This window comes from Collinsella aerofaciens, from assembly GCF_027679495.1.
In the GTDB taxonomy this organism is placed as follows: domain Bacteria; phylum Actinomycetota; class Coriobacteriia; order Coriobacteriales; family Coriobacteriaceae; genus Collinsella; species Collinsella aerofaciens_AK.
Map to the genome: position 1 here is coordinate 1 of NZ_JAQEKC010000028.1, position 25,965 is coordinate 25,965.

Annotated in this window: 26 protein-coding genes; 13 read left to right on the plus strand and 13 right to left on the minus strand. The window is 53.8% G+C overall.

The features are described from left to right. Positions 1-34: 34 nt before the first annotated feature. The 3 genes from PGW49_RS08960 to PGW49_RS08970 all read right to left on the minus strand — a co-directional run bounded on the left by PGW49_RS08960 (position 35) and on the right by PGW49_RS08970 (position 2,599). Entirely contained in the window at positions 35-763 is a 729-nt protein-coding gene (locus PGW49_RS08960; RefSeq protein ID WP_270226294.1) for an IS1595 family transposase, read from the minus strand. Between the two features lie 392 nt (positions 764-1,155). Beyond that, complete coding sequence (locus PGW49_RS08965; RefSeq protein ID WP_195503308.1) at positions 1,156-2,340, minus strand: MFS transporter; 1,185 nt, start codon at positions 2,338-2,340, stop codon at positions 1,156-1,158. Further along, positions 2,318-2,599: a DUF2087 domain-containing protein gene (locus tag PGW49_RS08970; protein ID WP_055251466.1), complete on the minus strand. Its 282-nt coding sequence runs from the start codon at positions 2,597-2,599 to the stop codon at positions 2,318-2,320. The genes PGW49_RS08965 and PGW49_RS08970 overlap by 23 nt, the downstream gene beginning before the upstream one ends. A gap of 494 nt (positions 2,600-3,093) precedes the next feature. Here PGW49_RS08970 and PGW49_RS08975 point away from each other — a divergent pair, with 494 nt between their 5' ends. Both PGW49_RS08975 and PGW49_RS08980 read left to right on the plus strand, forming a co-directional pair. Next, on the plus strand, positions 3,094-4,038 hold the full coding sequence (locus PGW49_RS08975) for a hypothetical protein (RefSeq protein ID WP_270226295.1): 945 nt from the start codon (positions 3,094-3,096) through the stop codon (positions 4,036-4,038). A 370-nt stretch (positions 4,039-4,408) separates the two neighbouring features. Next, positions 4,409-5,482 (plus strand): hypothetical protein, encoded by a 1,074-nt coding sequence (locus tag PGW49_RS08980; RefSeq protein ID WP_270226296.1) that lies wholly within the window; start codon positions 4,409-4,411, stop codon positions 5,480-5,482. 52 nt (positions 5,483-5,534) lie between these two features. On the opposite strand, the gene PGW49_RS08985 is transcribed toward PGW49_RS08980, so the two are convergent. Together PGW49_RS08985 and PGW49_RS08990 are read right to left on the minus strand one after the other, a co-directional pair. Then, positions 5,535-5,873, minus strand: coding sequence for a hypothetical protein (locus PGW49_RS08985; RefSeq protein WP_195245735.1), 339 nt, complete (start codon positions 5,871-5,873; stop codon positions 5,535-5,537). A gap of 31 nt (positions 5,874-5,904) precedes the next feature. Next, on the minus strand, positions 5,905-7,032 hold the full coding sequence (locus PGW49_RS08990; RefSeq protein WP_270226297.1) for a hypothetical protein: 1,128 nt from the start codon (positions 7,030-7,032) through the stop codon (positions 5,905-5,907). A gap of 249 nt (positions 7,033-7,281) precedes the next feature. Between PGW49_RS08990 and PGW49_RS08995 the strand changes: the two genes are divergently transcribed. The 6 genes from PGW49_RS08995 (at position 7,282) to PGW49_RS09020 (ending at position 13,382) form a co-directional block, all read left to right on the plus strand. After that, on the plus strand, positions 7,282-7,533 hold the full coding sequence (locus PGW49_RS08995) for a hypothetical protein (protein ID WP_199409450.1): 252 nt from the start codon (positions 7,282-7,284) through the stop codon (positions 7,531-7,533). Positions 7,534-7,568: 35 nt separating this feature from the next. Next, positions 7,569-8,756 carry a sigma-70 family RNA polymerase sigma factor gene (locus PGW49_RS09000; protein ID WP_033121506.1) on the plus strand — a complete coding sequence of 396 codons (1,188 nt, stop codon included), beginning with the start codon at positions 7,569-7,571 and terminating at the stop codon, positions 8,754-8,756. 77 nt (positions 8,757-8,833) lie between these two features. Beyond that, positions 8,834-9,601 carry an ABC transporter ATP-binding protein gene (locus tag PGW49_RS09005; protein WP_033121505.1) on the plus strand — a complete coding sequence of 256 codons (768 nt, stop codon included), beginning with the start codon at positions 8,834-8,836 and terminating at the stop codon, positions 9,599-9,601. Then, positions 9,591-11,663: an ABC transporter permease gene (locus PGW49_RS09010; protein ID WP_270226298.1), complete on the plus strand. Its 2,073-nt coding sequence runs from the start codon at positions 9,591-9,593 to the stop codon at positions 11,661-11,663. The genes PGW49_RS09005 and PGW49_RS09010 overlap by 11 nt, the downstream gene beginning before the upstream one ends. 19 nt (positions 11,664-11,682) lie before the next feature. Further along, positions 11,683-12,360 carry a response regulator transcription factor gene (locus PGW49_RS09015; RefSeq protein ID WP_055228678.1) on the plus strand — a complete coding sequence of 226 codons (678 nt, stop codon included), beginning with the start codon at positions 11,683-11,685 and terminating at the stop codon, positions 12,358-12,360. Beyond that, positions 12,357-13,382 carry a sensor histidine kinase gene (locus tag PGW49_RS09020; RefSeq protein WP_055228679.1) on the plus strand — a complete coding sequence of 342 codons (1,026 nt, stop codon included), beginning with the start codon at positions 12,357-12,359 and terminating at the stop codon, positions 13,380-13,382. Before PGW49_RS09015 ends, PGW49_RS09020 begins: the two co-directional genes overlap by 4 nt. A gap of 49 nt (positions 13,383-13,431) precedes the next feature. Here PGW49_RS09020 and PGW49_RS09025 read toward each other — a convergent pair whose 3' ends face one another. The 4 genes from PGW49_RS09025 to PGW49_RS09040 all read right to left on the minus strand — a co-directional run bounded on the left by PGW49_RS09025 (position 13,432) and on the right by PGW49_RS09040 (position 16,830). After that, positions 13,432-13,680 (minus strand): DUF6061 family protein, encoded by a 249-nt coding sequence (locus tag PGW49_RS09025; RefSeq protein ID WP_033121501.1) that lies wholly within the window; start codon positions 13,678-13,680, stop codon positions 13,432-13,434. Positions 13,681-13,990: 310 nt separating this feature from the next. Continuing rightward, positions 13,991-15,670, minus strand: a complete 1,680-nt coding sequence (ettA, locus tag PGW49_RS09030) for an energy-dependent translational throttle protein EttA (RefSeq protein ID WP_055251458.1) — start codon at positions 15,668-15,670, stop codon at positions 13,991-13,993. A gap of 184 nt (positions 15,671-15,854) precedes the next feature. Next, positions 15,855-16,559: an SdpI family protein gene (locus tag PGW49_RS09035; RefSeq protein ID WP_270226299.1), complete on the minus strand. Its 705-nt coding sequence runs from the start codon at positions 16,557-16,559 to the stop codon at positions 15,855-15,857. Further along, the gene (locus PGW49_RS09040) at positions 16,552-16,830 is read right to left on the minus strand and encodes an autorepressor SdpR family transcription factor (RefSeq protein WP_117794490.1); all 279 of its coding nucleotides are present in this window, start codon (positions 16,828-16,830) and stop codon (positions 16,552-16,554) included. The genes PGW49_RS09035 and PGW49_RS09040 overlap by 8 nt, the downstream gene beginning before the upstream one ends. A gap of 179 nt (positions 16,831-17,009) precedes the next feature. Here PGW49_RS09040 and PGW49_RS09045 point away from each other — a divergent pair, with 179 nt between their 5' ends. Next, positions 17,010-17,801, plus strand: coding sequence for a tRNA threonylcarbamoyladenosine dehydratase (locus PGW49_RS09045; RefSeq protein ID WP_270226300.1), 792 nt, complete (start codon positions 17,010-17,012; stop codon positions 17,799-17,801). A 14-nt stretch (positions 17,802-17,815) separates the two neighbouring features. Then, positions 17,816-18,598, plus strand: a complete 783-nt coding sequence (locus PGW49_RS09050; protein ID WP_238057564.1) for a TatD family hydrolase — start codon at positions 17,816-17,818, stop codon at positions 18,596-18,598. A 278-nt stretch (positions 18,599-18,876) separates the two neighbouring features. On the opposite strand, the gene PGW49_RS09055 is transcribed toward PGW49_RS09050, so the two are convergent. The 4 genes from PGW49_RS09055 to deoC form a co-directional block, all read right to left on the minus strand. Next, positions 18,877-19,740 carry a PfkB family carbohydrate kinase gene (locus tag PGW49_RS09055; RefSeq protein WP_055309763.1) on the minus strand — a complete coding sequence of 288 codons (864 nt, stop codon included), beginning with the start codon at positions 19,738-19,740 and terminating at the stop codon, positions 18,877-18,879. A gap of 62 nt (positions 19,741-19,802) precedes the next feature. Then, complete coding sequence (locus tag PGW49_RS09060; RefSeq protein ID WP_324248642.1) at positions 19,803-20,462, minus strand: HAD family hydrolase; 660 nt, start codon at positions 20,460-20,462, stop codon at positions 19,803-19,805. Between the two features lie 64 nt (positions 20,463-20,526). Next, positions 20,527-21,369 carry a Cof-type HAD-IIB family hydrolase gene (locus PGW49_RS09065; RefSeq protein WP_195444518.1) on the minus strand — a complete coding sequence of 281 codons (843 nt, stop codon included), beginning with the start codon at positions 21,367-21,369 and terminating at the stop codon, positions 20,527-20,529. Positions 21,370-21,518: 149 nt separating this feature from the next. Continuing rightward, positions 21,519-22,193, minus strand: a complete 675-nt coding sequence (gene deoC, locus PGW49_RS09070) for a deoxyribose-phosphate aldolase (protein ID WP_270226301.1) — start codon at positions 22,191-22,193, stop codon at positions 21,519-21,521. Positions 22,194-22,810: 617 nt separating this feature from the next. Here deoC and PGW49_RS09075 point away from each other — a divergent pair. The 3 genes from PGW49_RS09075 (at position 22,811) to PGW49_RS09085 (ending at position 25,835) form a co-directional block, all read left to right on the plus strand. Beyond that, the gene (locus tag PGW49_RS09075) at positions 22,811-23,857 is read left to right on the plus strand and encodes a hypothetical protein (protein WP_270226302.1); all 1,047 of its coding nucleotides are present in this window, start codon (positions 22,811-22,813) and stop codon (positions 23,855-23,857) included. Positions 23,858-23,920: 63 nt separating this feature from the next. Continuing rightward, complete coding sequence (locus PGW49_RS09080; RefSeq protein WP_022094432.1) at positions 23,921-24,538, plus strand: ATP-dependent Clp protease proteolytic subunit; 618 nt, start codon at positions 23,921-23,923, stop codon at positions 24,536-24,538. Then, the gene (locus PGW49_RS09085) at positions 24,531-25,835 is read left to right on the plus strand and encodes a VirD4-like conjugal transfer protein, CD1115 family (protein ID WP_270226303.1); all 1,305 of its coding nucleotides are present in this window, start codon (positions 24,531-24,533) and stop codon (positions 25,833-25,835) included. The genes PGW49_RS09080 and PGW49_RS09085 overlap by 8 nt, the downstream gene beginning before the upstream one ends. Positions 25,836-25,965: the final 130 nt, after the last annotated feature.

The window sequence follows — 25,965 nt, forward strand, 5'->3', positions numbered from 1 at the left end:
CGTTTCCCTTCAAAGCCATCCCGATTCGCTTCGCTTACACCAACTTTCCCGACACGATCACCGAGCCGGCCGCGATGCGGCCCCTCAGCGCGTCCATGGCGCGCTCCCTCGAAAGGGCGCCCCGCCCCGTGACCTCGAGGAACGTCTCGTTCGAGTCGTTCACGCCGGTCATGACGCAGATCCGCTCGCGCGACAGCCCGCGCCTGTGCACCTGCTTGCCGCGGTGCCGGGAGGGGCGCGGCATCGTGAACGACCCCTTCGCGTGGTTGCCCTTGAACGACTCGGGGAAGTAGGTCTCGTCGAGCTCGCAGCCGCAGCCCCGCTCGACCCTGAACGAGGGGGAGTAGGCCGAGAGGCACTCGATCAGCCTGTGGCGCATGGTGTAGGCGGTCTTGAGGCAGACGCGACAGCGCCTCGCGCACTCGCGCAGGGGCAGCATGAGCACGAAGCACTCGGCGTAGGCCATCCAGGTCTCCTTCGGGAGCCTGCTCGTCCCCAGGATGCGCTCGCTGCCCATGCCGAAGGTCCTGCCGCAGCCCCGGCAGAGGTAGCGCTGCTCGCCGTTCTTCGATTTGCCCTTCTTCACGACCGCGACGGACCCGCAGCGCGGGCAGCGTTCGATTTCGCAGGCGGAGCCGGCCGCGTCGTCGAACGCCGCCGCGCGGATCACGTCCCTGACGGACTCGATAGCGCGGCGGCGCTCGGTCTTGCTGAGGTTCGCCATGCCCTTCTTGAAGTTGAGGACCAGGTCTTCGGCGTTCATGCTGCCCCCATCATCGCGGTCTACGGGGTCAAAGATATGGCACCGTGGGGACACATGTATGTCAATCCTGGTCTAACAGAGCCTTAAAGTATCTCTTCGATCTGAAAATATCTTTTGCCTCGTCAACATTAAGTGCTGACTTTTGTATCAACTCGATTGTTAATTGAACATTCGAACTAAACGAATCCTTTGATTCCCGATACCTTTTACAGCACTCTTCGACATGTCTAAAAGATAGGAGGTCATCGTAAAATTCCACGTTTAAGTCAACAATGTCAACTTTATATTGTTCAACCTCTTGAAGATATGACTTCAAAACAGGCAAGGCAAGATACGGCCCCACTGGACTCCATCCTGGGGGAAATACTAAAAGCGTTTTAGGTATATCAACGTCACATCTTTCGCAAATAATTCAATTGAAACGCAGCTACCATCATAATTGAAAATACACCAAGTCCTGTAACGAGAATTGAGAACATCGCGGTGCTCGTGAACAGCGAAACAAGGAGTGTTGAAATAACAACAGCAACCGATTGCAAAGACTCCCTAATTGAAAACAGGCTTATCGATTCAGATTCGTCTCTCGCCAAATCCTGCAGCGATGTTATGAGAAGCACATCTTGAATGGCGTTTCCGGCACCGACGATAAAAAGGAAAATAAACGATATCCCAGACGCATAACGATAGCCAAACGCCAGATACGCACCGAGCGCAAGATACGTCACAAAACAATATGATTTAACGCAATCGGAACCACTAATTAAACGACCATATATTGTATTTCCGAACAACAGTCCGATTGTAAGACTACTCTGAAGGAATCCATATTGTATCGATGACGAGTCAAATTGCAATTGCGCTATAGCTGGCAAAAGAGAATTCAGAGAGCCGAATGCCACGCCACTAGAAATATCGATTAATAGGAAACCAATTGCCAAGTGCTTCGCGCTAAGATCACTAAATGCAGTCCTGTTTTTTTCATTTTTGCTTATCCCCTCTTTATCATTAACCTCGATAACCGACGGAACATCTCGCAGCAACCAGAACGACGCGGCAAAAGAAAGCGCGTCTAATGCAAGAACAGCCTCCGCCCCAAATTGAGCGACAACAAAACCGCCGGCAACTGGCCCCAGAACCATCATCAAATTCTGCAGAAACCCAAACGAATTATTAATTACGTCGCGATTGATACTATTCGTATTGGCTCTTAACAACGAGTAAAAGCAGGGCATTTCAACCGTTCGGCAAAGCGATACCGCGCACGTAATAGCAAACATACTCCATTTACTATCAACAAAAATATAGCAAACGAATAATCCCGCGCGAATTAAGTCTGCCAATCTCATGGCCTGCAGTGTCCCGATACCCATCTTCTGAGGCAGCTGCGCGAGCGAAACTGAAAACAGAGAGGGGGCAAATCTGCAGCAGACCATCAAAGCAGTTGCAGAAACATCGTGAGTTACCTCGTAAATCAGCATTGGCAAAGCAATATTCGCACACCAATTGCCTATTTCGCTTATCCCTCTAGCAATATATAGGACCCGAACCGGATGGCTAGCTCTCAATACCGTGAACATCACGATTAACCTCGTATTTCAGGCCTCGTTCATCCCTTAATAGGAATCCATAATCAACCAAGTACCGCCTCAACACGGCATAATCAGGATAGAGCTGTGACAGCACACGATTAACCTGAAGCTCCGTATAACTTGTATTTAATTCAAAGAAAGAGACGGCCCATAGCAGCATGATTCTTTTATAGCTTTCCTTTTTTGGAATTGAAACCAGCTCGCCATTCTTGAGAAATCGTTTTTTAAAGTCTATTAGCTCATCCATTCACATCCTCCATTTCATACGCATCTAATACTAAAAATGCATACGCTTTAGGTCATCGCATTCGGCTTCTTTATTCGAACTAAACTCGAACTAATCTAAATGATTTGCTCAAACACTCTTCGAAAGCTCGTTTTTCACTCTGAGTAAAATGCCCTTCCCAGTCAGTCCACGAACAGGAAGGCAACTCACAGCGAGCGGAGTCGAAGCCCTCTGCCGTCGGTCGTTCAAAATGCACGACAACCTTTTCGATATCCTCATCTGCAATCAGGTCAGAATGAACGACCTCGGTACCGTCTTCGAATGTCATATACGGGTACATCACGTAAACCACCTCGCAATCGTAAATCCAGTTTAGCATCAAGCTATTGCACCAAAGACAGCAAGCCCCCCTTGATGAGTTGATGGTATCTGCTAAATGTCACGTACGATTCACATCTGGTGGGTACCCTGATGGCTGAATGAAACGAAGCAGATTTACGCCGGGAGGACCCCGTATGACAACCAAGTACACCGACGCGCCGCGCACGCGCGTCATGACGCCGGCATCGCTCAACAACGGCGTGCACGAGAACCATTCCATCGGACAGACCATGGCCATCGCGCCCAAAAAGGGCCTGTTCGATGACATTTCCATTCCCCAGATCATCGCCGGCGCCGCAGCTGCTGCCACGAGCGTCGCGCTTGCCTCCAAGATCGGTATCGCCGGATCGGTGATCGGCGCCGCCGTGAGCTCGGTCATCACCGTTGTGTCCTCGCAGGTCTACCGCCACTTTATCTCTGCGAGCGCCGAAGCAATCAAGGGCACGCATGCCGCTGTCGACTACCCTGCCGGCGCCTACGAGCCCGTTGAGCCCGATGTCGAGGAGCACCTAGGTGGCGCCGCGACCACGCAGGAAATGCGCCAGGTTGCGGGACGCGCGACCACAGCGCGCGTCGCCCCTAACAGCCTGCGCGCCAAGGCCGCGGCAGAGCGCAGTCAGACGCAAAAGAAGGTCATCGTCTTCTCGATCGCCATCGCCATTGTCGCGGTCATCGCCTGCGCCGGTGCCATCCTTATCACCACCGCCGGTGAGGGTCTGGGTGAGCGCCCCGAGCCAATCCTTTCGTCGCATACGACCGAGCACGACGCGGATAGCTCCGGTCAATCGCAAGGCCAGCAGGACGACCCGCAGGGCACCTCCACATCCACCGACTCGTCCTCGAACACCCCCGATCAGTCGCAGGACACCGATTCCTCTGTGAACAACAGCGGTACGCAATCCGGCACAACCGACTCAAGCCAAACGACTGACGGCTCTCAACCGAGCACGGGCGACCAGACGAGCGGCAATACATCGGGCACGGGATCTACCGACAACAGCAGCACTAACAGCTCGGGCGGAACCGCGTCCGGCACGGCATCTGACAGCTCGAGCCAAGGCACGACGTCGGGCAACTAAGCGCGTTTGCCTCTCATAGATAACCGACCTGCATAACGGGCGCGAACCGGCAACGGTCGCGCCCGTTTGCCTTGGGCGACGAGATGGCAAGCCCCGTGCGATGGTAAGATGCTTTGGTGTGTAAAGAGGAGATTTGCCATGAGCAAGACAATAGTTAGGCCCACGCTTTCGCTGGGCAACCACATCTATCTGTATCGCCTGCTGCGCGATGCAATCGGATGCGGCAAGCAAACGTTTATGACGCAGGTCGAGGAGGCACTCGCCGCTGGTGACATGGCCGCTTATGACCTGGGCTTCGAGTCCACGCGCGAGCTGCTCGAGGAGCTCGACGACTGCATTAAGCTGACCGTCTTTAAGGGCGGTCGCCTGTATGCCACTGTCATCGCCAACGAGGCTTGTCCTCGCCCTTGCCAAGGGCGAGGACAAGCCCAAGGCAGCCAAGGGAGCCAAGCAGTCCTACAAAAAGAAAAAACGCGGCGAGAAGGACCTCAAGGCCGTGCGTCCCAAGCACGTTAAGCGTCCCGAGCCCGAGCCCGTGGCCGAAGTCGCTCCGGAGCCCGAGCCCGAGCCCGAGATCGAAGCCGCTATTGAGGTAACAGCAGAAGCCGAAACCGAAATCACTGCCACGACCGATCCCAAAGTCATATCCGAGCAGGAAGCCACTACGGAGCTCAACGAGGCTCCCAAGTCGACACCCGAAGAAGCCGCTAGCCAACCTGAGGCGCCTGCGCTCCAAAACAGCGATGTCTTTGGCGACGAGGCCGAGGACGATCAGCCCGAAGAGCCCGCAGAACAGGACGCTACCGAGGCGGCATCGGAGCCCGAGGCACCGCAGCCTGCCATCTCACTCACGGTCGTCTATGACCCCGAGAACGCCAACGCCGGCATCACCACCATGGCGTCCACGCCCATCGAGGCAAAGTCGAGCGTCGAGGACGAGAACGCGACGCAGGTTGAGGTTGAAACTGCAGCTGCAGACGCGCCCGCCACCGTGGAGCCCGCAGATTCCACGATCAAGCCGGAAGCGACGCCAGAGCCCGCACCCGTCATCAAATCCGTGCCCACCTCTGCTTGCGAACAAATTCCCGCACCGGCACCGGCTTCGGCACCCGCAGCGGCCCCAGCCCCCGCACCCGCAGCACCGACCATCCCCGAGGACTTCCCCGTCGATTTCGCAACCGAGGTCTTCTGCCCCGGCCCGCTTCTGCACCAGTTGTCGACCTATCTCCCCTACGGCGCCGACACGCTCGGCATTGTCGGCGAGTACTACTGGATCGCCCGCGAGCGCGGTACCATCGAGGCCGCGCGAAACCGCGCAAGCTTCCCCCTGTGCTACACGCAGGCCGGCGAGCGCCGCGAGGTTACCGTGCGCATCCGCCGCAACACCACCGGCGGTCTCGGAGCCGCCTGGGGCATCGACAAGGTCGAAGCCCCGGTCGAGTAAAAAAGCCTCGGATAGCCAATTGACCATCCGAGGCCTTTTGAATTCAGGCCTTTTAGTTGTCATCGGTGCATATAGACACCAGAGAAGCAAGCTCATCCTCAAGTTGCGGAGCAAAGTATCTAAAAGAAACCTGCGCTCCAGTCGGTATCGACTCAATCATATTCGCAGCATTATCTGAGACTCGGTACGGTGCAGTTTCACCTGTCTTTAAATCCTCTATTGAGCAGACAGCGTCTTCAGCATCAACCGACCTAAGCACGCCTTTTCCTTGTAACATCACATCGGCATGCCCGCCAGCTATTTCTAATGAACCTGAGTCTGTCGCAGTCACTTCTCCGGAACCTCCGCGCGATATCTCTTCCTTTGTTGAACAGCCCACCAATGAAGCCATCAGCACCAAAGACAGGGCTAGACGAATCGCCCTACTTCGAAAAAGTCGTTCCATAAGTCCACGCATAATAGCTCTGATCATACTTCAGGAAGGATAAAGATGAATTCCAGCCGTCCGCTATGCCAATCATCTGCCTTGTCTCTCCAGTTTTCTTACCAGTAAGTGTGGCGTAAGCCTCCGCTGTTACAGAATGGGCTGATCCGTTGTACAAACTCGCATGTAAAACATTCGGTCTATTAGAGTTAATCTCATTTTGAATGCTCGCGATAGCCGGAGAGGAGACAGTGCGGGCGATAAGAGTACTTCCTCTGCTTGCGCAGTAATTTGTAAACCCCGTTGCACAGGTTGATATCGGCGTTCCACCCAAAACAACGCCGGGAACAGTCTGTTCTTCATCGGAAAGAGCATGGGTATTGGTGTAACTCCATATCTGCATATATTGCGAAGGGTCGCTATATAAATTGGCAATGCCATACAGTTCCGCAACGTTCGAAAAAGCTGTCACCATACAAGCATAGTGGGCGGTAAGCCTCTTAATCTCGCTTTCATCATATGACATAAACTGAGAAATGGAACGAAATCCAGATACTGTGTAATCCTGCATTTGAGTTGCGTAAAATACAACATCGTTCCAGCTTGAAGGTTTATTCGATAAAACGACAGGCCGTCCTTCTATGGAAACAGCCGGGATTGTTCTTCCGCAATTTGTTGTTATTGAACCGTCCAAAGATTGCACGCCGAATTCGAATGGATTGATCATTACGACTGGGTTATTGAAAGAATAAGACTCGACACCAAGATCTCCTCCCCGATCCATAGGGCTGACTAAGCCGTCTCCAAAACGATATCCCGTAAGTATTTCATCATCTGAAGCATCTAAAACCAAATAGCCCGCGGCTCTATTGGATGTCACAACCGGAACAATGTAACCAAGCGGGGACCCATCAACATCTACAAAAGGAATAGGGTCAGAAGGCGTATACGAATAGCCGAGGAGTCCCTTTATATATTTATCGGCAAGCTCTTGCGCAATTTCAGAAGTAAATTGTATCTGCTCACCATCAATATTGCCCGTCGAAGCAAAAACCTCTTTCGGACGTGCGGCTAAGGCGACAATTGAAGACGCGACAAGTTGCAGAAAACGACGACGCGAAAGCATATGTTCTTCTTTCTAGAGAAGCGACTTATAAGGTACTCCTATTCTATAATCTTTTTTGTAACGTTACAGCACTGGTTATATTTCAATTCGATTTGCTTATGTCCTTGCAACCCAAAGGTTTGCGTTATTTATGGTCTAATTCTTGCAAACCATTTAGAAACACTTACAGAATTCACGCACGAAGAATTGATTGTCTGTAAAGCTTTGGAAAACGCTACGGATTATGATCTGAAGAATTTCAAAGAAATAATGGAGAACTATCTTAAGCCAACATCAAATGGAAGAAGAATTGTATTTCCAAAAGACTTTGCAGATATTGCTGCTTTCACCACCACATGCGATTGGTGTGTATATAATAGAATCTTTGTTTCTCGCACAGCAGAGTGGGGTGAAATGGAAGAAGGCATTTTGGATATGAGCACGTACTATTACGAGGCAAATCCTGCATCTGTTCTTCTGGATAATATAAATGCTGCAAGACAAACTTGGAATTATGGTTAATTATTCCCGCGGATTACTTAGAAGGGAGGTGCGCTATGCTAAATGATTTTTCGTGGAACATGACCGGATACATACCGAAGCACCAAGTTAATCCACACGGTGACGGCATCATCCCCTATGTGGCAGAGCGCATCTTCCAACTGGAACCGGAACCGCCAGCGGTGGACAGTCTGAATGAATATATCCTGTCTGCTTTGCGGGAAAAGAATTTGCTATATTTTTCGTTCTTTCTGCACCACTACGAAACGCAGCTCAACAAGCGCATCAAAGGCTTTCTCAGTGTGGACGGCGGCAATCTGTACGACACAGACCGATTTATCGATATAAAGATCTCCTGCCGGGAGCAAATGCTCCAAAAGCTGATGGACTATGATCCTGCCAAGGGTGCGGAGTATGCTACATACATCTATCCGTTCATCTGGGATTCTATGCTCCGTTTCCGCATGGGCGAAGAAAAATGGTCGGTATCCTCTCTGACCAATTACAAAATGGTGCGATCAATGGCGTGGCTGTACCATAACACCAAAGATGCGGTCAACCAGTTTTCCAAGAAGTATAACTGCGACCTTGCTCTTGCGGAAGAATATCTGAAAGTTGTCCGTGGAATCCGCAACCAGCAGCCGTTCTATATAACGGACGAGGACGGCGAGGAAACAGGCGAGGATATAGCCCTTGACGATAGCTGGAACTATACCGACATCCTCTGGAACGGCATACAAGCAGAAAAGGTACAGCGGGCATTTGAGAAGCTGAATTACCGGGAACAGACCTTGCTCGAAAAACGGTTAGCAATCTGTATGACCTGCGGGCGAGTTGGCTCATGGAAGAACCGCCCCACTTTTGAAGAATTGGCGATTATGTTTGAGGGCAGCACAGCCAGCGGTGCAGAGCGAGCCTACCGGAAAGCGGTGGACAAACTGACAGAACTGCTGGTTGCCGAAGGTGCGCTCCATGCTGTCCGGCTGAAACAGAAAACCAAAACCAAGCGCAAAAAGAAAATCGCCGCCGCAATCTACGAATATCAAGCAGACTGCGACGGCGAATGGGGCGAAATTTCAGTTGATTTTGAGAACGGCACAGCAGAGATTATCCGACTTGCTGATTGGGATACAATTAAAACGAACTGGTTTGCCAAGGAGGCGATCCGGTATATTTTATCATTGTCGCCTGATGCTCTTACAAAATATATGCTCGTCCCCCTTGAGCCGCCACTTATATCTTGAATCCTTACAACCACTGTAAGTGGTATTTGCTGTGTTCCCATACTATCATTTTATTACAAATGATAGGAGGTATTCACATGAAACCCATTTTGAATATTGAAAATTTAACAAAAATCTATGGCAATGTGCCAAGTCAAACAAAGGCACTGAATGGGATCACCTTCCAGGTGATGCCGGGAGAGTTTCTCGGCATTATGGGAAGCAGCGGTTCCGGTAAATCCACACTGCTCAATTGTATTGCGACTGTGATTCAACCCACAGGTGGAAGCATTCAGGTGGAAGGCGATACTCTGCAATCCCTCAAGGGAAAGGCTCTTGCAGAGTACCGTGGCAAAAAAGTTGGTTATCTATTCCAGAACTTTGAATTGCTGGACAACCTGACTGGCAGGGAAAACATCCTGCTCCCGACTTCCTTGCATGGGGTATCCGAAGCAGAAAGCAGCCAGCGGCTGAAGCAGTTGGCTGACTATCTGGAAATCACTGATGTTCTGGATAAGTTTCCGTCCAAGATGTCCGGCGGCCAGCGTCAGCGTGTTGCGGCAGCAAGGGCTCTGATCTTACATCCCCAAATGATCCTTGCCGATGAACCGACGGGTGCGCTGGATTCTAAGAACGCAAGAAGTCTTATGGAGAAGCTGTCCGGCCTGAATCGTGACGAACAAGCTACGATCCTGATGGTAACCCATGATTCCAATGCCGCCAGCTTTTGCAAGCGCATTCTGTTCATCCAGGACGGCGTGATCTTTCATGAGCTTCGGCGTGGAGACGAAAGCCAGCAGGAGTTCTACGGGCGCATCCTGAAGGTGATGGCGCAACTGGGAGGGGGCAGCGCAAATGTTCTCTAATCTCATTCTTCGGAACAGCCACCGCAGCCGAAAGGAAAACGGTCTGTTTTTCAGCTCCCTGGTGATTTCTATTGTTGCCTTTTACATGATTCTTTCCATCTCCACTCAAGATGTGATGCTCTTTTTGCAGAAAATGGAGAGTGACGCAGTTGACAAACTCCTGCTTCTGATTCCTGCGTTTTATGGGATGACCCTCGGTATTCTGTTCTTTTTGATCTATTTTGCCTGCAAGTATCAGTTCGAGCGCAGACGGCATGAGTTTGGTGTTTATCTAATGTTGGGGATGCGTAGAAGTAAACTGTTTGGTATGCTTCTGGCGGAAGATTTCCTGACCAGTATTCTTGCCATGCTCATAGGCTTACCTGTGGCTGTGGTGCTTTCAGAAATTGTCAGTCTTGTCACCGCCAAGCTGGTAGGCATGGGGATCATCGGTCATCAGTTTTCTTTATCCTGGTCTGCAATTGAATGGACGCTGGCAGGATTTCTGGCAATTAAGCTGACGGCACTTCTGATTTTGAGTGGACGAATCAGCCGCCAGGAGATCGGTACTTTGCTATCCCAGCCAACGAACCGCCCCAAAAAGCAAATGCCATCTGTTATCTATGGACTGGCTGCTATATGCGGAAGTGTGATGTTGGCAGTGGCTTACTACATGGCGATTCAGGGAATTGCATGGACAAAGGTAAGTATGATGGGACTGACTTTGCTGTTGGGCATAGTTGGTACGATGCTGCTTTTCTATGGGATGCGTGCGCTGATTGCTTTGATTGTTAAGAAAGGAAAAGGAAATAAGCAGCTTCATGTATTTACCTTCCGGCAGATTCAGGAGAATGTTATTCATCAGTCAACCTCCATGGCCATCAGCTCCCTGCTGATTCTGGCGGCGCTGTGTTGTTTTGGTGCGGGCGTAGGAATTGCAGGAACGAATAGCCTGTCTTCTGGCCATGTAATCGACTATACTTTTGAAGATCATACTGCAGAAGATTCATCGCAGGTTCTTCCGAATATAAAGGCAGCCCTGAAAGAAAACGGTTTGGAAAATCAATTTTCAGAGCTTTTTGAAATGAGGGTTGGGCGTATTCGCACCACAGAAGATTATGATAATGCCTACAGCATGGACGCTGTTATGGACTCTCTTCGGAGCCTGCCCCAGTCGGAAGACCGGGATGTCCTTCTGAACAATCTTGGTTATGCCACATACCCATATTTGATTTGTTTATCGGACTATAATCGTTTGTTGGAATTGTCCGGCAAACCGGCTCTCCAATTAGGCGAAAAGGAGGCCGCTGTCTATATTGATACAGAGTTTACTACGGTAAGTCGTACCGCAATGCTGAACCAAGTATTGGCCGGACAGCCCAAGGTGGAACTGGATGGTAGTCCGATTCATCTTACAGGAGAGGTTCAGTCTGTGAATTTGGTCACGGACCGTTCTATAACCTTGTCCTTTGCATTGATTCTTCCGGATGAAGCATTCCTATATTATAGCCAGGGAATGTATGATACCTATGTCAATGCGGTGCTCAGTGAGCAGGCTCTGGATGGAAATAGCCTTATGACTGCATATTTGGATTTGAACGAGAAGCTGGACGAAACTGGCATTGAATATGAAAGCTATCTTCAGAATATAGGTCGTCAGCTTTTCTACACCATAGCATCCAGTTATATTACCCTCTATCTTGCGATTGTTTTCCTGGTAGTTGCCAACACCATCGTGGGTGTTCAGTTCCTGATGAGTCAGCAGAAAACCGGGCGCAGATACCAGACCCTGATCCGCCTGGGAGCTACTTACGAAACCCTTTGCCAGTCTGCTGGAAAGCAAATTACCTGGTTTATGGGACTTCCTGTATTGGTTGCGGCTGTCAGCAGTCTGTTTGGAGTCAGGGCGTTATTTACAGGGATACTCTCGTCCCGAACCCGTGGGACAGTGTCTGAAATGCTGCTTGTATCTGCTGCTATGATTTTACTACTTTGCGTGATGGAATATATTTATATGAGAGTGGTCAAGCGCTCCAGTGATCGGTATTTGCTGACACTGATGCAGCCGCAGAGAGAAGAATAATTTGGAAGGAGGTGCTGTCATGAAAAGAATTGCTGTTGTGGAAGATGAAGTCTATATGCGGGAAGAACTCTGCGATATGCTCCAAAAGGACGGCTATCTTGTGGAGGCAATTACCGAGTTTGAAGATGCCGCTCGGCTCTTGGCAGCCCTCCGCCCTGACCTTGTGATCTTAGACCTGAACTTGCCGGAGATCAGTGGCTTTCAAATCTGCCAGGAGCTAAAGAATAAAACTGCTATCCCCGTCCTGGTGCTGACTTCCAGAGATCAGGTAAAGGATGAACTGCAAGCGTTCCAGTTGGGTGCCGATGAATATTTGACGAAGCCGTGCAGAAAAGATCGACTTCTTGCCAGGGTATCCAATATTCTCAAAAGGTATGAAGGCCGTACCAATCTCATAGAGGGACCAGATTTCCTGTTAGACCAGCAGACCTACACGCTTTATATTCATAATACCTCTGTGGTGCTTCCAAAAAATCAGGGAAAACTGTTGGTCGCTCTTTTGTCCGGCGGCGATGCTCTGGTCACGACGGAGCAGCTTTGCATGGCACTATGGGGAACCACGGAATACATAGATGAAAATGCCTTGCAGGTTAACCTAACCCGGCTGAAAAAAACGATGTCCGCCCTTGAAATGAAGCAGCGAATCGTTGCAGTTCGAGGAATGGGCTACCGTTTGGAAGCGGAGGTGTCTCTATGAAGCAGCTTTGGCACATGATAGAACGGTACTACCCCTGGCTTCTGTTGCTGCTGGGCGTGGATTGCTTTTGCGCTGTCATTCTTTGGATTTCTGACATTCAGGTATTTCAAACCTTGATCGGGTTAGTAGTTCTGACGAGCATCCTTTTGTTTTCAGCGATTCTGTTTGTACTAAACAAGAGGGAGAACACCCACATGGAACTGTTCCGAGATTTCCTCAGTGATCCTACCATCTGCAATGAAGAACGGCTGCTCAGTGCCATTAGTCAGAAAGAAGGAGAATCTGTCCGATTTTTGGCTTCGGTTTTACGGGAATACAAAAACGAGAGTAACAATATGGCGGATGCCCTACGGGACTATGAAGAATACGTGGAGGGCTGGGCACATGAAGCGAAAACGCCCCTATCGTTGCTGACCATGCTCTTGGATAACCGGAACGATGAAATCTCTCCTTCCCTGCAAGCAAAGCTGGATTATGTCCGCAGTCAGCTTCAGGAGGATGTCACGCAGATGCTGTACTATGCCCGGTTGAAGAGCAGTACAAAGGATTACCGATTTGAGGATGTCAATTTGAATGACTGCTTGGGTGAAGTTCTGGAGGACTATGCCCCACTTCTTGAAGAGAAGCATTTTGTCATTCTCAACAAACTGCAATCTGAAACAGTCTATACAGACCGTAGAGGACTTCAGTTTATGTTGGGACAAATCGTTAGCAATGCCATCAAATATAGCAGCGATAGTCCCATGCTTACAATTTCCGTGATACATTCGGAGACTGCAGATATCCTTTCTGTTGAAGATAACGGCATTGGCGTAAAAAAATATAATCTGCCGTACATTTTTCAAAAGGGCTTTACCGGGGATTCTACTGACAGCAGAAAGAAGGCTACCGGTATGGGACTTTACCTGGTTAAGAAGATGGCCGACGATCTAAATCTTCATCTGGAAGCAGCTTCCCAGTGGGGAAAGAGCTTCAAGATTGTCATCTTCTTTCCTAAATTGAGATCCAACGGAGGGAAATAATATAAACAGAAAAACGCCCGCAGGATTTTCTCCTGCGGGCAGCGTGTTGTCAGCTATCCCAAGGCTTGTATTCTGTTACAGTTTTCAAATAGGTTTCGGGATCGCCGTTCAAGATAAGGTCTGCATACTCCAAAGGAGCGTTGTAGATCAAATAATCCAGCTCTGACCGCTGATACATATTGTCAGCAATCTCGTTCTCAACGACGATAGTGTCAATCGCAATCATACTGCCGTCGCTGAATTTCACTTCCACACAGCAATTATCCATATTGTAGGCACAAGATATTAAGGTTTTCATGGTATGTCCTCCATAATTCGTAATATAAAGCGAAAATCCCGTCTGACTTCCTGTTAGAAATCAGACGGGATTTGTCCGTATGCACCCCGGAAACCGTCAGCTAACAGTTGATAAGTAAATTAGTTCCTTATCACTGTTAAGCCAATGCGTCTTTACGTTTTAAACGGAATTAGAAAATCGCTCATAGCAAAAACGGGCTTTAATCCCAAAGAGATAACTTTGATTATGAATCAAACCAGCAGCCAGGGCATAGCTGCAGTGCAATTGCTACAAGAAAGGCCGCCCTTGGTGGCGGCCTTTCTACTTGCTACTAGTCGCGCGTCAGCTTACGGTGAATACGATGCGGCTGGGCCGCGTCCTCGCCCAGGCGCTCGATGCGGTTGGCCTGATAGGCCTCGAAATTACCCTCGAACCAATACCAGTTGCCCGGATTCTCGTCGGTGCCCTCCCACGCCAGAATGTGCGTGGCGACGCGGTCCAGGAACATACGGTCGTGGCTAATGACCACCGAGCAGCCCGGGAACTCGAGCAGCGCCGCCTCGAGCGAGGACAGCGTCTCGACGTCGAGGTCGTTCGTGGGCTCGTCGAGGAGCAGCAGGTTGCCGCCCTGCTTGAGCGTGAGCGCCAGGTTCAGACGGTTGCGCTCGCCACCGGAGAGTACACCAGCGCGCTTCTGCTGGTCCTGGCCCTTAAAGCCAAAGCTCGCCACGTACGCGCGGCTGGGGACCTCGGTCTCGCCCACCATCATGTGGTCCAGGCCGTCCGAGACGACCTCCCACAGGTTCTTATCGGGGTCGATGCCGGAACGGTTCTGATCGACATAGGAGATCTTGACGGTCTCGCCCACCTCGAGCTCGCCCGAAGTCAGCGGCTCCAGGCCCACGATAGTCTTGAACAGCGTGGTCTTGCCCACACCGTTGGGGCCGATGACGCCCACGATGCCGTTGCGCGGCAGGGTGAACGATAGGTCGTCGATGAGCACACGGCCATCGAACTCCTTGTGCAGGTGATGGGCCTCGAGCACTTTGTTGCCCAGACGCGGTCCAACGGGAATGCGAATGTCGGTCCAGTCGAGCTTCTGGCTTGCGCGGGCCTCGGCCTCCATCTCCTCGTAGCGTGCCAGACGGGCCTTGTTCTTTGCCTGGCGAGCCTTGGGCGAGCTGCGTACCCACTCGAGCTCGGCCTCCATGCGCTTGGCGAGCTTGGCGTCGCGGTTGCCCTGCGCCTCGATACGGGCGGCCTTGGTCTCCAGATACGTGGAGTAGTTGCCCTTGTAGGGATAAAGGTGACCGCGGTCTACCTCGCAGATCCACTCGGCAACGTTATCCAGGAAGTAGCGATCGTGCGTGACGGCAAGCACCGCGCCCTGGTAGTTGTGCAGGAAGTGCTCGAGCCACAGGATCGATTCGGCGTCCAGGTGGTTCGTGGGCTCGTCGAGCAGCAGCAGGTCGGGAGCCTCGAGCAGCAGCTTGCACAGGGCCACGCGACGGCGCTCGCCGCCGGAAAGCACGTTGACCGGCATGTCGGAATCGGGCAGCTGCAGGGCGTCCATGGCCTGGCCGAGCTTGGAATCGATATCCCAGCCGTCGGCGGCGTCGATCTCGTCCTGGAGCTTGCCCATCTCGGCCATGAGGGCGTCCATGTCGCAATCCGGGTCGCACATCTCCTCACCGATCTTGTTGAAGCGATCGACCTTGGCAATCATGTCGCCAAACGCCATGCGCACGTTCTCGATGACGGTCTTGTCATCGTCGAGCGGCGGCTCCTGCTGCAGGATGCCCACGGTGTAGCCGGGAGTGAGCCTGGCATCGCCGTTGGAGACCTCCTCGATGCCGGCCATAATCTTGAGCAGGGTCGACTTGCCCATACCGTTGGGGCCCACGACGCCGATCTTGGCACCGGGGTAGAAGCTAAGGGTCACGTCGTCAAGGATCACCTTGTCGCCATGGGCCTTGCGAGCCTGATACATCTGGTAGATAAACTCTGCCATTTGCCTGTTCTATCCTTTCTACCTGCTGTTTCCCTATTCTTGATTCGCTTTAGTGGAAACGAAATGAGGGAACCAGCTCTGAAACGTAACGAAAAAGGGGCATGGTTGCCCACACCCCCTAATACTACCTGGGAAAAGTCCCCCGGAACATACTATGAACTGCGTACGCTAGTTTTCCGCAACCTTAACGAGCGGCTCGCTGCGATTTGCGCCACAACAGATACGAGTAGACGTAAACGGCTCCAACCGAACCAAACGCCAGAGCCGCAATCACCGCGGCGACGACTTCACTCGAAAGCACGCTGCCTGCCACGCCCATCACAATCAGGCCAATACCCAGCACCATAAAGCAGACGCCGCCAAAACGCTGCGTACGGCGCCAGTTCTCGGGATCGGCAAGCGCCCAGGGTGTCTTGATACCGAGCGTATAGTTCTGCTTCACACGCGGCAAGTAGTTGCCTACGCCGATGAACAGCAAACCGACAACACCGGAAATCAGCACGTTAACCGAACCGACCGCCGGCACTACGCCCCAGACCGTAAGCTCTCCCAGCCAGCTTATGGCGCACATGAACAAGGTGAAGGCGATTACGAAGCCCTGGTAGAACTTGCCCGAGGTTCGATATGCCTCACCTTTGGGGTCGATGCGCGGCACCATGCAGAACATTGCGAGAAGCGCCAGAGGCAGCACGCCGAGCGCGGAGGCCATCCAACTAGGACCCCAACCGTCGACGGCGCCGTTCGCGCCCCAGTGCGTGGGAATCTGTGCAGGCAGGCTCGGCATCACCATGAGGTGCGCTACAACATTAATAGCGCAGACCACAACAAGCATGGCCCACACGCGCGACGATACCCCCGTGGCGTGAATGCCCTTGTTTTCGTTATTCATCCTTATCACCTTCCGTGTTTGTAAAGCCCATAAACCAACCGATCAAGTCCTGCATAACGGTGGTGTTTAAGCTGTAAACGATGTTTTGGCCATGACGTTCGTCGGTCACCAACCCGGCGTTTTTGAGCGTCGCCAAGTGATGGCTCAACGACGGCTTGCTGATGTCAAAATGCTCGGCAAGCTCCCCGGCCGTGCAATTGCCCTCGCGCAGCAGTTCCAAAATGTGACGCCGTGTAGGATCGGCCAGCGCCTTAAAACCCTCTCCCGGCATAAGACCTCCTCTCATCATCTCTCATGACGCGCACACTATACTCGATATTTAGATGTTTGTCTAACTGTCTAATCGCAATGCTTCAAACCACATCAAAGCAAACGCCATCGCAACCTATGGGCGATTACCTATAATGGCGATAGCTAAAACACGACCTGCTTCCCCATCGGAGGATATTTATGACCGAAACCGCAGCCCCCATCGAGACACGCGACACCAAGCTCGAGATCATCATGGGCCGCGAGGCACTCGATAAGCTCGCCGATGCTACGGTGCTGGTGCTCGGCTGCGGAGGCGTGGGCTCCAACTGCTGCGAGGCACTCGCCCGCGGCGGCATCGGACATTTCGTCATTCTGGACAAGGACATCATCGCGCTCAGCAATATCAATCGCCAGGCCATCGCCTTTCACAGCACCGTCGGCAAGCGCAAGGTTGACGTGATGGAAGCCATGATCCACGACATCAATCCCGCCGCTGCCGTCATCAAGCGAACTGAATACTTGCTGAGCGACAACATCGATGATTTCTTCGCGAGCGTTTTGGAGCAGACGGACGGCAAGCTCGACTACGTCGTCGACGCCATCGACACCATCTCGGCCAAGCTCACCATTGCCAAATATGCTCAGGACCACGACATTCGTTTGGTTAGCTCCATGGGCGGGGCCAACAAGCTCCATCCCGAGTGCCTCCGCTTTGCCGACATTTTCGATACGGTACGTGACCCCATGAGCCGTATCATGCGCAAAGAATGCAAGAAGCGCGGAATCAAGAGCCTGCATGTACTGTTTAGCTGCGAGGAATCGGTTAAGACACAGCCCCGCGACCCTTCCAACATCCACGAGCGCACCGAGCTGGGAACCGCCAGCTTTATGCCGCCCATCATGGGCCAGATGATTGCCGGCGAGGTTATCCGCCAGATCAGCGGCCGCGGCACTGAGCGCGTACGCTCCGATGGCCAACGTCTGGACTAGCGGAGCGCACCGAGATGGAGCCCCGGTTATTTGATGCACACTGCCATCTTGATTTAATGGCTCACCCGGACGCCGTTGCCGATGAGGCGACGGCGCTGGGCTTGGGTCTATTTGACTGCGGCGTCAATCCGCGCGACTTTTCGGCCGCAAACGAGCGCGCCTGTCGCCAACCAGGCATCATCGCCGGCGTTGGGCTTCACCCCTGGTGGCTCGCCGATGGCCACTGCGGTTTTGTCGAAGTCAATCTGCTTTGCGAAGTTGCTGCCCAAGAACGCTACATCGGCGAAGTCGGACTCGACTTTTCCGCGCGCTTTGCTGGAAGTGAGCCGCTACAAATACAGGCACTTAACCGGCTCTGCGATGCGCTCGTGCAGCATCCTCTTACCGGACGCGTGATATCAATTCACGCCGTTCGTTCGGCAGGAGCCGTACTGGACGTCCTCGAATCGCATGGACTACTCATCCCAAACCCCGACTCCCCCGTTATCATCTTCCACTGGTTTAGCGGTACTTCGGACGAACTCGTCCGCGCGCGTGATGCGGACTGTTATTTTTCCGTCAACCAGCGCATGCTCGCCACCAAACGTGGACGCGAATACGCCCGACAGATCCCACTCGATCGTTTACTGCTCGAGACCGATGCGCCGGCGGAGGCAAACACCGAAACAAGCGCACAGTCGCTTATCAGATCGCTCACATGGACCTCAGAACGCATCGTCTCACTCAAAAACCGCGACGCAGAGTGCATCGAGTCGGCAGTTTTAGCAAATGCGCACTCTGTTTTTGACCTTCGCTAGCCCCGGTGGGCAAAAAATGCCAAATATGAGTACTGTTGCAAATCCAGTCACATTATTTTACGGCAAAATAGTGCCTTGATAATGTACAGCTATCCATTATCAAGGCACTTTAAGGTGGTTAAAGTCATTTTTAGCAGGTTTTAATCACTCGCAGACACCCAACTAGGCCCTCAATAGCTTAATTTCGCTGTTACTAAATTAGTGACAGTACTCATATTTAGCATTTTTTGTCCATGGAGTCCCGGGGGGCGACAATTCGACTCCCCGGGACTGCTCACCTATTCGGAAATCGGCACTCCATGGCCCCAGGAGCCTTCCATGCCGCATACGGTCGAAGCAAACCCCGCCGCAAAGTCGAGTGCACGCTCGATGGCCTCGGCACCATCCTCGCCACGCTTGACGGAATCGAGATAACACATCAGGAACGAAGTCAGGAATGAGTCGCCCGCACCCATGGTGTCCTTCATATCCGTTACCGGCTTAGCCAGTTGGCGGTAATAACGATCGCCATCATAGGCAATGCAGCCCTCAGCGCCAGCCGTTGCCGATACGAAACGCGGACCTAGGCTCCTCACCCATGCCAGACGCTCGCGAATCTCATCCTCACTCGCGGCGTCTGCCGCGCTAAAGAACGCGAAGTCAACGTAGGGAGCAATCTGCTCGTAGTACTCGTCGGTCGAATCGTCCGAGAAGTCAAACGAAACCGTGATGCCCGCGGCCTTCAACTTGGGAAGTTCACGCTCGGTAAAGCAATAGTTGCCCGAGTGGACTACGTCGAACTGCTTCACGTACGCAAGGTCAAAGCGATCGAGCACATAGCGCGCATCACCACGGATGCCGCCCTCATTGGAGCCAAGGAAAACACGGTCGCCGTTAACGACGGTCACGCGTGCCGCACCGTTCTCGCCGATGAGCTGCTTGCACTTGGCAAGCTCAACGTCCTCATCCTCAAGACTCGCAATCACATGCTCAGCAGCAGCGTCATTACCAAAGATGCCCATATACGCGGAGCGCGCGGCGCCGCACTTCTTGGCATACACGGCAAAGTTCACCGCATTGCCACCCGGATACATTGTGTGGATATGCTCGTAGCAGTCGACGACGTTGTCGCCAAACCCCAGTGCGCTCACGTTAAATGCCATGACGCCGCCCCTCTCTCTTATGCCAACGGAACCACTGTTGTGACAGCAGTACCGCCCAGAATCTACGCGAGTTCCAGCAGCTCCGGCAGCTGGTCGATAATCTTGTCCGCGGCATCCTGGCTAAAGCCAAAGCGCTCCTCGCGCTTGGCAATAACCGTCAGGCCGGCTCGCTTACCCGCGGTAATGCCCGGAACGGAATCCTCAACGCAGCAGCAGCGATTCGCGGGCAGCCCCAGCAGGTCTAGCGCATGCAGGTAGATGTCGGGCTCGGGTTTACTCTCCTTAAACTGCTCGCCGCTCACCACATACTCAAAGGCATCCGACAGCCCGCATGCGTTGAGCACTTCCTCGATGCTAACCATGGGAGACGAGCTGGCAAGCGCCACGCGAACGCCACGGCGCGGCAGCTCTCGAATCGTATCCACGGCGCCTGGGTTAATCAAAGCCTGATAGTCGCGCGGACGCTCATGCGCCCACTCGTCCCAACGGGCCAACGCTTCCTCGCCAGTGAAGTGCCCCTTACCGGCGCGCTCAAACCAATCGACCAGCATATGCAGGAAGAACTGATGCGAGGTACCGACCTGCCCATTCAACTCCTCTTGAGTCAGATTAAGCCCAAGCTCCTTGGCAAACGCGGCAGTCTCGCCCAAGTAGTAATACTCGGTATCGACAATGACGCCGTCCATGTCAAAGATAACGGCGTCGAACGGAAATGCGGACACGGCACCCTCCCTAACAAAAGGACGCCCGCAAGCAGGCGCCCGAGCCATGCATTAATCGGCGATTCTAACCCAGCAGCTTATCCAGCGTCACCGCAATGCCATCTTCGTTGTTATCGGCGGTCACCATCTGGGCTACAGCCTTAACCTCTTCGACGGCGTTACCCATGGCAACACCGGTGCCGGCCCACTCAATCATGGACTTGTCGTTCTGGCCGTCGCCAAACGATACGACCTCACTGGCATCGATGCCGAGCTTGGGCAGGGCACCCTCGAGTGCGCGGGCCTTGTCGATACCGGGCGCCGTGTACTCAAAGTACCAGTCGGCCGTAAACATGCCCGAAAGCGTCTGCTTAAAGGGCGCATACATCTCCTCGTAATGCGCCTGCAGGTAGGCCGGATCGCCCGCCGTCAGCAGCTTGTCCACGGGATAAGCATCAGCGACCTCATGCAGGCTCTCCACCTCGCGAATCTTAAGATCGCACGCGTCGCGCTCATACTTGACGATATTCTTCTGCGAGCCGTCAGGCAGCGTGATCATGCAATGGTACGAGTCCTCGACGTGCAAATCGCGACCGAGCGAAATCATAGGGATCACGTCAAAATTACGCAGGTGATCAATCAGGCGATGCAATTCGTCGGCAGGCATAGCCTGATCGAACAGCACCTCGTCGGTCTGGGCATCGACGACGTGTGCGCCGTTAAAGGCCACCAGCAGACCGTCATGGTTTTGAAGGTCGAGCTCTTGCGCCAAGGCGTGCAGCCCCCATGCGGGACGGCCCGAAGCCAAAATGAGCTTAATGCCCGACTCCTGCGCCGCGAGCAGCTTCTCGCGCGTACGCGGGCTAATCACTTTCTGATCGTTGGTGAGCGTACCGTCGATATCCATCGCGATGGCTTTGATTGCCATATATGCCTCCCTGTCATTGAACAACCTTGTCTGAGCCATCATACAGAACACCCATCGCGACTCCGTTTACAACGGGCAAAAAGTCATATTGTCTCGAACATGAACAGCGTGTGGTCGTGAAGCTTTATCGCTCAGGTCAAATACGTCTGCTAGCGACGCTCATCCGTCGGTGCGCCCTCGACGATCGCGATGCCCGCCGATGCACCTAACGCGCTGGCGCCGGCCTCGATGAATGCGCAGGCCTCTTCGTAATTATGGATACCGCCCGCCGCCTTGATTGCCACGGCATCGCCGAGCACCTCGTGCATCAGCCGCACGTCCTCGAGCTTAGCACCGCCAAAGCTTCTGCCGGTCGATGTCTTAAGGAATCCCGGCTTAGCCTCCAGCGCGATCTCGCATACACGGCGCTTAGCGGCGTCGTCGCCGTCCAGTTTGCACATCTCGACGATCACCTTGTCAGTGATGCCATGCGCACGACAAAAATCAGCAATGGTAGTCATCTCGCGCTCGATGGCATCAAAATCGCGGTTCTCGACCGACTCCTGATTCAAAACGTAGTCAATCTCGGTAAAGCCACACGCAGCGTATTCCTCAAACCTCGCAAGCTTCTCCTCAAGCGTCATAGTGCCCTGGGGAAAGTCGATAGCGCCGGCAAGGATGATGTCAGAGCCCTCGAGCATGGCGCGGCCCGTCTCGTACTCCTGCAGGTTCGCAAATACGCAGCGAAAGTTGTACTTTAACGCCTTCTCGACATACTGCTCAAACGTGTCCTCGGGGGCATCGATATAGTCGATGTATTTATTGATGGGTTTGGCAAGCGTCATGCTGGGCCTCCTTGTTCGGGGCTGACAACCGATTCGTGGTTTCACGCGAAAAACCACGTTCAATGTACGCCCGACATGCAAGGACAGCGTCCGCATTCCGACAAGTGGTATGAAATTAGCCGTAAACGTATATTTACGGACAGCGAATGGCACCGCACGCGGATGCCGACAGCAAGACATCCCCCCTCAATACACCCTCATGCCCATTTAAAGAGCAAGGGAGCCTGTATCTGTTGGGATACGGGCCCCTTTCGGCCATGACCCATCTCAGCAACAAAGACTACTTGCGGTGAGCGCGGTAGAACTCGATCGCACCATCTTATCCGAGCCGGGGCACGTTCGCGTAGCGTGGCGCGTGACGGTTGCAAAACCACCCCATTTGAAACAAACGCAAAAAAGTACTTGCAAAGACGCGTTCCGACATATAAGTTGATAAAAGGCCGCCGTTGCGGTTTTAAGTAGATCGAGCATATGAAGTTTGAGTTTTAGCGTGTAAGAGAAGGAAGATCCGCAAAGTACAACCCCAAACGCAATGACAACTTAATGAGGTAACTGCCACATGTGAGGCACCCAGGGCATTGCTGTCTCGATTTTGAGCACGATGCCTTCCGCCTTGCATGGGCCGTTCCATCCCGCCCCTGCAGCAACTGCCTCACGGGCTCATTGAAAACCGCATAGCACCCCAACGTCAGCACATCACCCACGGCAAGCACATCACTCACGACAACCAACACATCAACAAACAGCACGAACATCAACCGATTGGAGAAGCTATGACAAACCACCACGCTGAAGACGGCGATAAGAAAAGCATTCTGGATGCCCGCATTGAGCGAGCATATGCAAACGAATATGACGCTGCCTTTGCCGCCGCGACCATCAAGAACTACGCGTCGCTACCGCTCGCGACGATCTTGGCCGACCACCCTCAACTGCTGAAGCGCTGCACAAAGATCATGGGCGACCCCGACATTCGCAAGCTGACAGACCCCTATGCCCCAAAACGCGACAACGATTCGTACGTTCTTACCGTAGGCTGCCTAGCCCATATGCTTACGGCGTTCGACACGAAACTCAAGCTCGAATGGGAACCCGACGAGCGTCATGAACTCGAAAGCAAGCGGAACACCCTGCGCACCGCACTGTTCCTTCCGTTGGACGGCCTCAAGCGCTGCAACGTCGAGCTCAATACACAGGCGCGGCAAAAGCCCGGGACCACGGGGCAGAAAACTCCAAGACCCCATGCGGCCATCGTCGACCGCAACCGATATAACCGCATGACCGCGCACTTTTCCGCCGAGGGAGCAGCCATAAGGACGCTGATCGACCTGCTGTGCCTCCTGAGCATCAACGAGCTATTTGAGGGCTATCTCGCCCTTGTTCCCGCGACGGCACCCAAGTCGGTAGCAAAGATCATCGAGACCTGCAGACGCCAGTTTGAGCGCCATCGCAATGGCAGCGAGATGAACGCCAGCATCGCGCAGTACTACGCGGCTCATTACAAAAATGACGGATGTGCCCCTATCGAGCATCAGCTGCGGCTCGCCTACACCACGCCCGTCGCAACGCTCCATCGCTTTGGAGCCCTTGGCGCTTGCGAGCCGCACGAACAGGCAGCCTGCCCCACAACCGAGCTCGATCTCAGGCTCGGACGAACCCTGTAGCCCGCCAGCCCCTCCGCGGGCAACAATCCTATTCCACAACACAACCAACAGAAAGGAGTCCTCATGGACACCAATCATTCCCCCATCATCAGCCCCCTCACCATGCGTGAATCCGCCCGAGGTATCACGCTCACCAGCATTTACGATGAGATGCTCGCCCGTCGCGAGCTCTCCGTCATGGGAAACATCGAAACCCCGATGGCCCACGACCTATGCCAGCAGATCCGCCTGCTCGATGCCACCGACCCCAGCCGCCCCATCACCATATTTGTCGCCAGCGCCGGCGGAAGCGTGCGATCGGGTCTTGCGATCTACGACGCCATGCGCCTCGCATCGTGCCCCATCCGCACCGTCTGCCTGGAATTCGCCGCGTCCATGGGCGCCGTGATTTTTATGGGCGGCGACGATCGCCGTATGGCGCCCCATGCAGAGCTCATGATTCACGACCCGCTGATCCCCCAGGGGGCAGGCGGCTCGGCACTTGCGCTGCAGGAAACCAGCCGGCGTCTCATGCAGACCCGCAAGACCCTCACGCAAATCCTCTCGGACCGCAGCGGCCTCACGCCCAAGCGCATCCAGTCCCTCACTGCAAAAGACACCTACCTTTCGGCCGAGCGCGCCGTCGAGCTCGGCTTTGCCCACGAAATCCTCTCGACCACCAAGGAGGTCGCCCATGTCTAACCTCACCAGCCGCCTCGCCGCATCTGAGTCCGCATCGTCCACCATCCTCGCCAAGGATCGAACGCTTTCCTGCGACACCCGCCAAACGGGACTCAACAACAACGCACTTGTGATCGGCCCCTCGGGAGCCGGCAAGACCCGAAACGTCCTCAAGCCCAACCTGCTGCAAATGAACGCAAGCTACATCGTGCTCGACACCAAAGGCACGCTCTGTCGCGAAGTGGGACCCGTGCTGGCAGCCCACGGTTACCGCGTGCAATGTCTCAACTTCGCCGACCTCAACACCGTCCCGGCCCTTGCGCCCGGCATCGAGCGCTGCGGTTACAACCCCCTGAGGCACATTCGCCGCAAGGCGGACGGCAGGCCCAACCAGCAGGACATCCTCTCGGTGGCAAAGGCCATCTGCCCCATCGAGGACAACAACCAGCCTTTTTGGGATCATGCGGCGGCAAACCTGCTGTCGTGTCTTATCGCCTACGTCACCGAACAGCTACCCGCCGACGAGCAGACGATCAGCTCGGTCATCAAGCTGATCGAGCACCTGCAGGACGGTGCCACGGGTCGATTGTTTGACGACCTGATCACGACCGACCCCCAAAGCTATGCCCTCTCGCTATGGCGGCGCTACGCCATTACGCAAAATGCCGAGCGCATGCACGCGAGCATCGTCGGCATCCTTGCCGAAAAGGTCATGTGTCTGGGATTCGACGGTGCGGCACAGCTCTATCGTGAGTGCCATCAGGTGGACTTCGCTTCCATGGGACACACCCCCTGCGCCCTGTTTGTAACCGTGAGCGATATTGACCGCAATCTCGATCCGCTGACCGGCCTCTTTATTTCGCAGGCGTTTATGGGCCTCATTCGTGAGGCCGATAGGCAGCCCGACGGCAGCCTGCCCGTGCCCGTGCGCTTTATGCTCGATGACTTCGCAAATCTGCAGATCCCCCAGATCGACAACGTGCTCTCGATTATCCGAAGCCGCAACATCTGGGCAACGCTGCTGCTGCAGTCGACCAACCAGCTCGATGCGCTCTATGGCGAGGCACGCGCACGCTCCATCATGGGCAACTGCGACACGCATCTGGTGCTGGCGTTCCAGGATCCCGAGAGTGCCCGGGTGTTTTCCGACCGCGCCGACGCGCTGCCCAGCACGCTCATGGCGACGCCGATCGATCGCTCGTGGCTCTTTGTACGCGGTCGCACTCCCGAACAGGTCGAGCGCTTTAGGCTCGAAGACCATCCGCTCTACGGGGAGCTGCCCGAGGCGCAGCGAGGCCATGCGGAGGCCGAGATCTAGGCGCAGGGTTCTCGCAGCGCGCGACGCCCCGGCGATGTTCCACAAAGGCCGTGCGCCCCGGGACCACGGCAAAATCAGAACCACCCTTAAAAAGGGTGGTTTGCTCTTAGGGTATAACCCACGGGCCCCG